The 11,725-nt window shown below is 31.4% G+C and carries 8 protein-coding genes; 1 reads left to right on the plus strand and 7 read right to left on the minus strand.

Going from position 1 to position 11,725, the window contains the following annotated elements; translation table 11 throughout:
- Window positions 1–824: 824 nt before the first annotated feature.
- From GXK57_RS13575 to GXK57_RS13590, 4 genes are all read right to left on the minus strand, one after another.
- Window positions 825–1,952, minus strand: a complete 1,128-nt coding sequence (locus tag GXK57_RS13575; RefSeq protein WP_160677234.1) for an anaerobic sulfatase maturase — start codon at window positions 1,950–1,952, stop codon at window positions 825–827.
- A 15-nt stretch (window positions 1,953–1,967) separates the two neighbouring features.
- Window positions 1,968–2,747 carry a sulfite exporter TauE/SafE family protein gene (locus GXK57_RS13580; protein WP_160677237.1) on the minus strand — a complete coding sequence of 260 codons (780 nt, stop codon included), beginning with the start codon at window positions 2,745–2,747 and terminating at the stop codon, window positions 1,968–1,970.
- Window positions 2,747–4,225, minus strand: a complete 1,479-nt coding sequence (locus tag GXK57_RS13585) for a sulfatase-like hydrolase/transferase (RefSeq protein WP_160677240.1) — start codon at window positions 4,223–4,225, stop codon at window positions 2,747–2,749. The genes GXK57_RS13580 and GXK57_RS13585 overlap by 1 nt, the downstream gene beginning before the upstream one ends.
- 159 nt (window positions 4,226–4,384) lie before the next feature.
- Entirely contained in the window at window positions 4,385–6,295 is a 1,911-nt protein-coding gene (locus GXK57_RS13590; protein ID WP_160677243.1) for a beta-glucoside-specific PTS transporter subunit IIABC, read from the minus strand.
- A gap of 305 nt (window positions 6,296–6,600) precedes the next feature.
- Here GXK57_RS13590 and GXK57_RS13595 point away from each other — a divergent pair, with 305 nt between their 5' ends.
- On the plus strand, window positions 6,601–7,374 hold the full coding sequence (locus tag GXK57_RS13595) for a MurR/RpiR family transcriptional regulator (protein WP_160677246.1): 774 nt from the start codon (window positions 6,601–6,603) through the stop codon (window positions 7,372–7,374).
- Between the two features lie 69 nt (window positions 7,375–7,443).
- On the opposite strand, the gene GXK57_RS13600 is transcribed toward GXK57_RS13595, so the two are convergent.
- From GXK57_RS13600 to GXK57_RS13610, 3 genes are all read right to left on the minus strand, one after another.
- Entirely contained in the window at window positions 7,444–9,441 is a 1,998-nt protein-coding gene (locus GXK57_RS13600; RefSeq protein ID WP_160677249.1) for a fructose-1,6-bisphosphatase, read from the minus strand.
- A 444-nt stretch (window positions 9,442–9,885) separates the two neighbouring features.
- Window positions 9,886–10,338: a YhcH/YjgK/YiaL family protein gene (locus GXK57_RS13605; protein ID WP_160677252.1), complete on the minus strand. Its 453-nt coding sequence runs from the start codon at window positions 10,336–10,338 to the stop codon at window positions 9,886–9,888.
- 325 nt (window positions 10,339–10,663) lie between these two features.
- Window positions 10,664–11,530 (minus strand): NAD(P)-dependent oxidoreductase, encoded by an 867-nt coding sequence (locus GXK57_RS13610; protein ID WP_160677255.1) that lies wholly within the window; start codon window positions 11,528–11,530, stop codon window positions 10,664–10,666.
- Between the last annotated feature and the right edge of the window lie 195 nt (window positions 11,531–11,725).

The following is an 11,725-nucleotide window of genomic DNA, read 5'->3' on the forward strand; positions in this document are numbered from 1 at the left end:
ACCTCCATAATTAATATTAGAAAAGAACTATAAAGTTTTCCCTTAAATAGTTCTTTTTTATGTATTTATATATTCTACCTATAAATCCCAATAATATTTAGAAACATAAAAGGCTTATCTTTCATTATAGATTTTTTTGCATTCATCTACATTTTTTACCAACAATTAATTTACATTTTCATAGTAACTTTATCTTATTACTTTGTCTATATAATATTTTCGACATACTTTTTTCCAACTCTACATGCATAATTATCTGTTTTTCCTTCCTTTTATTAATACACATTATATTGAATTAATCTAACTCCTTAATTATTCCTATTTCCTTTACACTCTGTCTAGAATAGCTTTTATAATATCGCCTTAACTTGCAACTACAAGTAATATTATTTTCCTACAATTTATCAGTTTAATTAAAAAACTTATAAATATCTGGTAATAAATTGTCGACTTTTTATATAAATTTAACAACCAAAATTAATATATTCCTTTATTAAACCAGCTGTAAACCGAAGCTAAATTTGTTGATGAAGTTAGAGTCGCTAGAGAGATATTTGCTTCAAATAAAATGTAACCTATTAGACCATTTATAAAATAAGAAAGTTATCCACAAATTACATTTTTTTACTCACTTTATTTTAATAATACCCCACATTATTCAGATAAAAATCCACATAAAAGATGAGCTGATGAAAATGTACTGTTTTAACTCATTTTCATCAGCTCTATTTTAAATCTTTATTTCGGATGTTCTATTTCAACAAACTTTCTAAATCTCCTGTAGTATAATTCATTGTGATTGTTAATTGTCGTTTATAGCCTAATTATCGGCTATTATTAATCCTTATCATGGAGGCAATTCTCTTGAATTTATCTAAAGAATGCTCAAAGAATTCATAATATGCTGAGCATAGATAATTTAAATTTTCTTTTTGTCCTTCTCTATATCTTTTGCACCCACCTCTACATACAGTATAAAACTTACACTTCTTACACTTATCATTTATATTTATGGAATCTAATATAAATCCTCTAGTTTTGTCCTTATCATGAATCTCATCAAAGGTTTCATTCAAGATGTTTCCTATAGAATGCTTTTCATAGGCATAAAAATCGCAGGGATACATAGAACCATCACTTTCTATGATATGCTGACACGAACATCTTCCATTCATATCGCAAGCTTCATAATTATGCCCTAAAAATAACCCTAATATATTATCGAAGTACCTTATACTTACAAAATCATTATTATTAACATCTTCATACCATAAGTCAAATAGCTTTATTAAAAACTTGCTATATTCTTTTGAGGTAAGAGAATACTTATTTGTTATACCTTGTTCCTCATTCTCCAAGGATTCTAAACAAGGTATAAATTGAAGGTATCTTAGGCCACTTTTTTTATAAAAGTTATAGCAACTTTCTATCTTCTTAGCAAGTACTGGAGTAACTACTGTTAAAACATTAAAATCCACATCATACTTTTGAAGTAACTTCATACCTCTAACAACATCATTAAAACTATCTTTTCCTAGGTAATCTGACCGATTCATATTATGGATATCTTTAGAACCATCTATAGAAATTCCAACTAAAATGTTGTGTTCCTTAAAAAAGCTTGCCCATTCCTCAGTTATTAAAGTGCCATTTGTTTGTATTGAATAACTAAAAGTGGTACCATTATTATTTTCATCTACATATTTGATCAACTTCTCATAGAAGTCCACACCTCTTAATAATGGCTCTCCTCCTTGGAATCCAATGGTACATTGTCCACCATTGCAATAGTTTTTTGCCTTTTCCACTACTTCCTTTAATGCCTCTTCCTTCATAAATCCATAGTCCTTTACTTCTCTGGCTTTGGAAATAGAATTATAAAAACAATACTTACAATTTAAGTTACATTTACTTGATGACGGTTTTAACATTATACTTAAGTTTCTTTTCACAGTCCTTGCCTCCGATTATGCTATTGACTTAGTTATATTGTATACATTGAGTATTATCAAAAGTATAAGCAGCACGTTAAATACCCTTAATACAACCTTATCGTCACAGATTTTATTAAGCTTGGAACCTACTATTCCGCCTATAACTCCACCTACAACCATTATTGGTATTATTGGTATTTGAAAAGCCTCAACCCCTCTAGTGCTTACTATTGATATAAGTTGTGAACCTTGAGAAAATAAAATAGTTATTATAGAGTTTACAGCTGCTTCCTTTGGGCTCATAGAAAAAAATATGGTTAGAACGCAAATATTTATTGGCCCACCACCTATACTTAAAAATGAGGACATTATTCCTAAAAATAATCCTATCAAAACGCATACTATACTACTATTGATTTTAAAACTTCTTAACTTATCTTTTTTTCTCATATAAATAAATATTAAAATTAAAAAGACTGCTAGTATGGTGTTCTGGTAAATAGTAACCACATTATGAGGAAACACTTTAAGTATATCTTTAAGTAATTTTTCTCCTAGCGGGCCTCCTATAATAGAACCTATTCCTATAAATATTGTCTTTCTTACTTCTATTTTAAATTTATATTTAACCTGCTTAATTATAGAAACTACTGACATACTAAATACAGTACATGCTGAAATTACTCCTATTGCTGAGACGCTATAACCTCCCAGGAAGTCTAATACTGGTTTTATTATAACTCCTCCACCAAGTCCAGCCATAGCGCCAATTATAGTAGCCCCTAGGGCTACTATAAAGTATAGCAAAATCATTATCTCTTGTCCCTCTTATTAGGTACAAAATCAGTAGTTTCCATATAGTATTTAAGCAGTCTTTCTTTCATATCTAAACGTATTTCTTTATAAGCTGGGTTATCTATAAGATTATTCAATTCCATAGGATCCTCAGTTAAGTTGTAAAGTTCGTCCTTTTCATATAATCTCATTGTGTATTTTATATCTCCCATACGAATCATACAAGCTTTTGTATGCTCTGGACCTTCACTTGACTGAGTGTCCAATCTTGGCCAGTAGGTTGATTCTGGACCATGTCCTTTTTCCATTGCATGCTCTTCACCGTGAATACGCCCACCTTCACAGAATACTGCATCCTTATGAACCTCATCACCAGCTATTGACTCTAACAAGGATTTTCCAAATTGAGTGTAATCTAGCTTAATGCCTGCCATTTCACTTATTGTTACAGGTATATCAAGTAATTCAACTAAAGCTTCTGACACTCTTGGCTTCACCTTAAAGCTTTTTGCAGGTTTAACTATTAAAGGCACATTAGAAATTGGATCCTCAAAACAATTTTGAACCTTTTCAGTTATAGTATAATCTCCTGTATAATCTCCGTGATCACTAAATACAAATATACTAGAATCATCATAAAGATTAGTTTCCTTTAATTTGTTAACTACCATTCCAAACTGATGATCAAATCTTGATACCATCGCTAGATAAGTTGCTCTCAGCTCATCAAAACGTTCTTCTGTCCAATCATTTAACTTTTGTTTAGAATTTATTCCATAAAGCATGCTCGCTTTATCTTTTAGAGTTGATATATTAGGGCGTCTTTGTGTAAGCTTACTTCTGTCTATACTAGAATACCAAGGATCTTCACAGCCATATGGAGGATGTGGGAACGAAAGCGTGCAGTATATCAGAAATGGTTTTTCACTATTCTCTTTGCTTTTTCTTTCTATAACTTCTATTGCTCTTTCAACACAGTTCCAATCGGCTTTTCCATATCCTTCACCATCTGCAAGTTTACCGCTATAGAAGGAATAAAATTCATCACTATCCTTATCAGGTATGGATAGATTTTTCATATATTTTTTATAATCCATAGTAACGCCAACTGCATCTCTTAGATTACCTTCATTCACTCCATCATAGTATTCATCGCAATACTCAGTCTTTGGTCGATCAGCAGGAACAACATCATTTCTTCCAATCCATATAACGTCATACCCATTCTTTTTCATTGTCTTAAGTATATTAGGTTCATCTTCTTTTTGTAAATAATGCATTGTTCTATGTCCTGTAGTATGGGCATACAAGCCGCTTAAAAAACTACATCTTGATGGAACACAGACTGGATTCTGGCAGTAAGCATTTTTAAAGGACACTCCCTCTTCTACCATTGAGTCAAGATTTGGTGTGATTGATGCTGGATTTCCTAAATGAGCTAGTGAATCACTTCTCATCTGATCTGCTACGAACATTATTATATTAGGTTGTTTCATTTCTTACTTGTCTCCTTTCGAAATTACAGCATTTAAACTTAAGTAATAATATAATTTATTTTTATAACTCTGTTTATAACCTAGAGTTTTCATGTAATATACAGACTAAAACATAAAAGTAGAAACATTTTTAAATATATTTCTACTTTTATGAATTTTTTATTTTACTGCTGTTAACAACTTATCCCCATTAATTACATCATTGGAGTTTGTCTCAATAACTTCTGTATAATCCCCAGAGTTTGTTACTATTACTGGAGTTATTAAAGAATACCCCTGATTTTCTATGGATTTTATATCAAATTCAATTAGTAAATCACCTTTTTTCACTCTATCACCTTGCTTGATTTTAGCAGTAAAGTGTTTTCCGTTTAACTCAACTGTATCCATACCTACATGAATTAGTATTTCTGCTCCATTGTCTGTGGTGATTCCTATAGCATGTTTCGTTGGGAACAATGTTGTTATAACTCCATCGGTCGGTGCAATTATTTTTCCTGACTTAGGATAAATAGCCACACCTTTTCCCATTACACCTGAAGCAAAAGCTTCATCCTTTAGTTCACTTAAAGGTCTTACTTCGCCTTCAACTGGTGTAAATATAACCTCGTCTTCCACTCCGTTATTAGCTAATTCAGCCTCTGTTTTTACTTCTTGAATAGCAGTCTCTTTCTCATCCTTGAATCCAAAAAGCCATGTTAAAACAAATCCAATAACTGCTGCTGTACTTATAGCGATTATATATCCATAAAAGCCTCTATCCATCCCACCTTTAGGATTGATATAACTTGGAATTGCAAATGCGCCTGATGCTCCCATCATGTATATCTTTGTACCAAATAAGCCTAGCAAGCCACCAGCTATTGCATTAGCTATTATAGTAATTATAAAAGGCTTTTTACGTGGTAAGGTAACTCCATATAAAGCAGGCTCTGTTATACCAAATATACTTGATGCTAAAGCCGGTGCTACAATAGCTTTTAGATTTTTATTTTTAGTCTTAAATAAGATAGCTAGTAATACCCCTGAAGTTGCAAAAGGTACAGACATTCCTAACATTACTACGCTGTCATATCCAAGAGTTGTTATATTATTCATAGCTATAGGAACAAATCCCCAATGTAGTCCAAAAAGTATAAATATCTGCCAGAATGCTCCTATGAATAAACCTGCAAGCACTGGACTTAATTGATAAATCATCATAGAAAAAGCACTTAATATGCTGCTAAGCCAAGTAGATACAGGTCCTATTATTATAAAGGTTAACGGAACTATAACAAGTAATGTTACAGTTGGAACTATAACGCTCTTTACAACTGAAGGTACAATATCATTTAGCTTCTTTTCAAGCTTTGAAGCAAAGAATGTTGCTATAATTATTGGAATTACACTTGACTTATAGTTCATCATAATTAGAGGTATATCACAAAATGTTCCAAGTACATTTGATTTAAATATTGTTCCTGCGAACATAGTATACATAGGCTTCTCTGTGGCCATCTTTACTATATCCGGATAAACCAAAGCAGCTCCGATTGTCATTCCTATGAATGGTTTCATCTTAAACTTAGTCGCTGCAGTATACCCTAAATAGATTGGGAAGAAATAAAGCAAACAATCTCCAATAGCATATAAAACTCTATAAGTTGCCGAGGTATTAGAAATAACCCCCAAAACTGAAAGTAAAACAGTTACACCTTTTATTAAACCTGTTGCTGCTAAGGCACCAATTATTGGTGTAAAAACCCCTGCAACTATATCTATAAACTTATTAAATATTCCACCCTTTCCTTCTTCAACCTCATCTGTACTCGCACTTGATGATATGCCTGCGATATCTACAACATCTTTGTAAACTTCAGACACATGATTTCCTATTACTACTTGGTACTGTCCACCACTTTGAATAACAGTTAATACACCATTCATGTTTTTAAGTATATCTGTCTTAGCCTTCTTTTCATCTTTCAATTTAAAACGCAATCTAGTCATACAATGGGCTAAACTAATAATATTTTCTTTTCCCCCAATATTTTCAATGATATCTTTTGCTAACTTTTCATACTTCATATCAATGCTCCCCTTTATTTAATAAACTTATGGTATAAAGTAAAATTATTTCTTTGTTAATCGCATCACTTTTTGGACCTTTGTCCAAAATCTAATTAATATAATTCTTACAAAATAGTTTTTTAATAAGCCGGCATTACTATAAACTCATTATATATGCACATGTAAAAGTTTGCAACATGTTTTTGGACTTTTTCTCAATTATTTTTCATTTATTTTGGACCTTTTACCTATTTTGGACTTTTGTTTATTTTTATAGCCTGTATTTCTTACTTATGCTATACTATAAAAAAGGAGGCTTAAGTATGGACCCAATAGAGAAGCTAAAATTTTATGAGGACTCTTTTACTAAATCAGAGAGTCAAATTATGAATTATATTATTAGTAAGCCATTAGATATTATTCAATTGCCAATAATCGAGATTGCCAAGAGAAGCAACACTTCAAAAAGTGCTATAATTAGACTTTGCCAAAAGATTGGATATGATGGTTTTTCTGAATTTAAGTTTGATTTATCAAGATATCTTATATCTAATAATCAAACTGCTGATAATACAGAAAGTAATAACACAATAACTACAATTACCTCAAGCTATGCAGATTACATTAATAAAATCAGTGAAACTTTAACTATAGATGATGTTAAAAAATTATCTCAATATATGCTTAGCTCAAGTAAAGTAAAAATATTTGGAATAAATAGAACTGGTTTTTCAGCAAATCAATTTCGTTATAGATTGTCAAAGATAGGATTTGACGCCGAATCCATTACAGATACAGTATTAATGCAAGATGCCGCAAGTAATTTGAAAAAGGAAGATTTATGTATAATCTTCTCCATCAAAGGTTCAAAAGAAGCCTACTTAGATTGCGTTAAAATTCTAAAAGAAAACAACTGTAAAACGACACTTATAACAATGACTCAAAATGCACCGATAGAAAGTTACTTTAATCAAGTTATACACTTGCCATATATATCAAAATTATCTGCAATAAAGTTCTTAGATGATCAGGCCATTTTCTTTGTTTTTATTGAGATTCTTTTATCAGAGCTTGCAAGCTTGACAAAACAGCAGTAACTTACATAACAAAAAGAATATAATCCTTAATGAAATAAATTATATTTCATTAAGGATTATATTTATTTACTACCTTTGTTCCTTTATTAAACCCTTCCTATAGGCATCAAGAAGCCACTCTAAATCCTGTATTTGTAACCTAAGCTCCTCTCCTATATCAGTATCTCCAACTCTCTTTCTATCAACTTCCTGCTCTAACACTGTAGTAGTTGATAAGATATCTTTTTCTTCTTCAATGGCCTTTTGAGTTGACTCAAAGGGTTCATGAGATACTAGTAATAACCCATAGGAATTATATATTAAAGTATAACCTGCTATTCCTGTCTCCGGTTGATATGCTCTGGAGAAGCCTCCATCTATGACAAGCAGTTTTCCATTGGCCTTTATTGGACTTTCTCCTTTTTTTATCTTAACAGGCACATGACCATTAATTATGTGTGATGTCTTTGGATCCAATCCAAACTCTTCAAAGATCATATTACATGCCTTTTCATCATCCTCTAACTCAAAGTAATAGTTTTTCTTCTCAATATGGGCTTCCTTATTTTCTATGAAGTATCTTTCAAAGGTGGTCATCTTATCCTTACCGAAAAGCGGTGAATCTGCACCATTCCATAAGTACCAAATTATGTCCATACCATAGAGCTTAGCCTCAGGATTATTCTTATAAAAATACCCCTCCCTAACTAAAATCTCTAATCTATCTAAGTAAGCTTTTCCGCTATACTCTCTGCCAGAAGCCCCTATGCTTACCTTTCTAAAGCTTCCATCTTCATTAAGTGGAATACAGCCATGAAATAACAAGTTAGAATTGTATTTTAAGTACATGCTTCCCTTTGCAAAAAGAAAGCCAACATGGTTCTGAAGCTTTTCACTATTTAGAAATGAAGATTTAAGCCTTTCTATAAGTTCTAACTCTTCAGGTGTTAATTCATATGGATCATCTGGATTTATAGTTGGAAAGTTACAATCCTTTAGCTTATATATTTTATCATCTATATTAAAGGTACCTTCCTCATAATCTATCTTTTCTAATACTAATCTTTCATTCATTCTGAAATAAGGTCGTCTTTTAATTATCTCTCCTTCTAGCTTAAACTGAATTACTGTTATGGCTTTGTGCATCTTAGCTATAAGTTCCGCATCCTTCTCACTACAAGCTCTCTCAGTTTCAACTTTCGGTTTGAAGATTTCACATTTGTCTTCACTATAAAACTCTATAGCAAAGGTAGCTAGTGGAAGAAGATTTATTCCGTATCCATCTTCTATAGTGCTTAAATTGCCATATCTTGCACTAGTTCTAAGTACTGTTGCAATGCAGGCCTCGCTGCCTGCCGCTGCCCCCATCCAAACTATGTCGTGATTTCCCCACTGAATATCTATTGAATGATAATTTATAAGTGTATCCATTATGATATCTGGACCTGGTCCTCTATCAAATATATCTCCGATTATATGAAGTCTATCTATTACAAGCCTTTGAATCAGCTTTGAAAGGGCAACTATAAACTCTTTGGCTCTTCCAACTCTAATGATAGTCTTTACTATTTCCTCATAATATTTTTCTTTATCCAATCTATCCGGCTGCTCATGAAGAAGCTCTTCTATGATATATGCAAAATCCACTGGCAGTGCTTTTCTTACCTTGGAACGAGTGTATTTTGAAGATGTGTATCTGCACATATCAATAAGTCTATATAAAGTTATCTTATACCAATCTTCAATGTTCTGCTGACCTTTAAGCTCTAACTCTATTTTTTGTTCTGGATAATATATTAGGGTTGCAAGGCTTTTTCTTTCCTTTTGACTTAGTATGTTTTTAAAAATATCATCAACCTTACGTTTTATAACCCCAGATGCATTATTTAATACATGAATGAAAGGTTCATACTCTCCATGTATATCTGATAGAAAATGCTCCGTTCCTTTTGGAAGGTTTAAAATAGCTTGTAGGTTAATAATTTCAGTACAAGCATCTGCTATAGTTGGGTAATTATTAGATAGGAGTTTTAGATATTTCAGTTTATCCTGAAATTCTTGACTTGAATCCTCTTCAATATATGACATTACAGTTCCTCCTAAAATCATCGGCTAATTTTAATCTTAAGTTAGCATGTTGTAAATATTTCCTCTAATATATAAAGTATAATATAGATTAACTAAAGCATCAATTTTGTATATTTTTTAACAAAAATACTATGGTTTCTTTTTTTTATTGTTTCCCTATATAGCAGCTATGCTCCTTAAAATTTATTAGGTTTAGCCAGCATCTTTTCGCATCTGCCTTTTATAAACCTATGTAAAGAAATTCTGGAAGGCTGCATAATTTTAATTTTTTACTGTTTACCATAAATATCTACTTCAGAGCATTAATATTGCTAAGTCTAGATATTCAAAAACTTTATACTTTCCTATAAAGCAAAAAATTACTGAAGTAATCTTCTTCAGTAATTTTTTGAGTCTGTGCCTTTCCAGCTATATAAAATAAAAATCTAGTAGTTGGTACCAATTCTATTCAACAAGAACCTTAACAACCACTTTCTTTACTCTTTCTGGCCTTTCAAGTATTATAGATGGCATATGTCCATCTTGTGGATTGAAAATAATAAACATTCCTGCTTCTACTGTGACAAAATCTCCATATGCTGTACCGAACATAATATCTTTTTCTTCATCATACTGAGAAGTAATTTTTATATTATCTACATTAATATACCCCATCTTTTCTGAACCATTTATAACATATTGAATATCTATATATTTCTTATGAGCTTCCCATAATACACCCTCTACTGATTTAGTATCATATTCTGAAACCATTGCATAAATCTCATCATCTTCGATTTGATATCTTCCTGGCTGTAACTCAGCTAAATCTGTATTTTTCAAATAATCCAGTGCTTTTCTTATTCTTGCTCCCAATCCATAATAATTATTTCCATTATCTAATTTATCAATAATCACTTATAGTCACCTCTTAAATTGTTTATTAACTTATAGGTATCCTTTACGAAAACTTAATTTATACATGTTCGATAATCCCGGCTTCTGGGGATCATCGGGCATGCATAAATTAATAGTTGAAGTTGAATACCTAATATACGCTTTTATGCTGTTAATAAATTAATTATAAAGGAACGTTAGATTTAAAAATATGCTATTCTTGCTATTAAAATTGCAAAAGTTGCACATTTGATTGAGAAAAAACATTTATTACAACTCCTTAGTAATATAAAAGCCTTAGATTCATTGAAATTAATAATTTAAGAGGCAAAAATCCTGTTTTAGCTTATACTCTAATTCTAAATTCATTTAAACATCTAATTATACCTTTTTCTGTAGTGTCAAACTTTATTCCATACTCTGCAATCTTGCTGGTATCAAGTCTTATATCTCTAGGACTATCGCTATATTTATCTATGTCTGCTTGTAAAAGTTCATCCATTCTGTAATCAAGTCCAAGCTGTTTTATTATGAATTTTACAACTTCATATCTGCTTAGATCATTTTGGCTTCCTACATGATAAGTGTCGTAAGGTATCTCAAATATCTTATCAAATTGTTCTATTAGTTCATATACATAGGTCATTCCTCTAAATTCATTTGTAGGAGCCTTTATTCTTTCGCCTTTCATTATAGCTGTCATTGTGTCCCATAGAATATTGGAAGCCATATTGAATCCTCTTTGTGGAAGTCCAAACTGCCAAGTAAATCTTAATATCCATACTTCTTCTAAAATATCCTTTATTAGCTTTTCAGCTTCAAGCTTATTTTCACCATATATAGTATTAGGCACTGGTATATTTTCTTCACTAAATGGTCCTCTGTTAGAATTGCCATTAAAAACTTGTTCTGAGCTTATAAACACCATCTTAGCCCCTACATCTTTACAAGCTTTAGCTACATTAACAGCCCCTTGAACATTTATCTTATAAGCGATTTCCGGATTCTTATCACAGAAATCTGTAACTGCAATAGCTGCAGCATGAATCACATAATCAGGTTTAATTTCTTGAAAAGCTCTTAAAACCTCTTCATCATTTACTATATCTAAATCCTCTTTATCAGTTATAATCACCTTATATCTTTCACTATAATAGTCTGCTAACCTTGTTCCAAAAAATCCATTTCCACCTGTTAATAAAATCTTTTTCATTTTATCCTCTCCATTCTTATTGCTATTGTACACTTTATCCAGTGCCTATATTTAGAGTACGTTCAAGAATACTATTGAAATCAAGTGGTTATGAAGGAGATGCTATATGAGCGAGCTATTAGAATTAAATGATTTTTTCAGATTAATTCTTTGCGCAAGCTCATCTAAGCATTGGATGACTAACCACTTAATTTC

Origin of the sequence: Clostridium sp. C8-1-8 (assembly GCF_009928445.1) — a bacterium.
Taxonomy (GTDB): Bacteria; Bacillota; Clostridia; order Clostridiales; family Clostridiaceae; genus Clostridium_AR.

Excerpts from the sequence above, each read along its gene's own strand:
- GXK57_RS13580 (WP_160677237.1), bottom strand. The coding sequence starts at position 2,747 with ATGATTTTGCTATACTTTATAGTAGCCCTAGGGGCTACTATAATTGGC.
- GXK57_RS13585 (WP_160677240.1), bottom strand. The coding sequence starts at position 4,225 with ATGAAACAACCTAATATAATAATGTTCGTAGCAGATCAGATGAGAAGT.
- GXK57_RS13590 (WP_160677243.1), bottom strand. The coding sequence starts at position 6,295 with ATGAAGTATGAAAAGTTAGCAAAAGATATCATTGAAAATATTGGGGGA.
- GXK57_RS13595 (WP_160677246.1), top strand. The coding sequence starts at position 6,601 with ATGGACCCAATAGAGAAGCTAAAATTTTATGAGGACTCTTTTACTAAA.
- GXK57_RS13600 (WP_160677249.1), bottom strand. The coding sequence starts at position 9,441 with ATGTCATATATTGAAGAGGATTCAAGTCAAGAATTTCAGGATAAACTG.
- GXK57_RS13610 (WP_160677255.1), bottom strand. The coding sequence starts at position 11,530 with ATGAAAAAGATTTTATTAACAGGTGGAAATGGATTTTTTGGAACAAGG.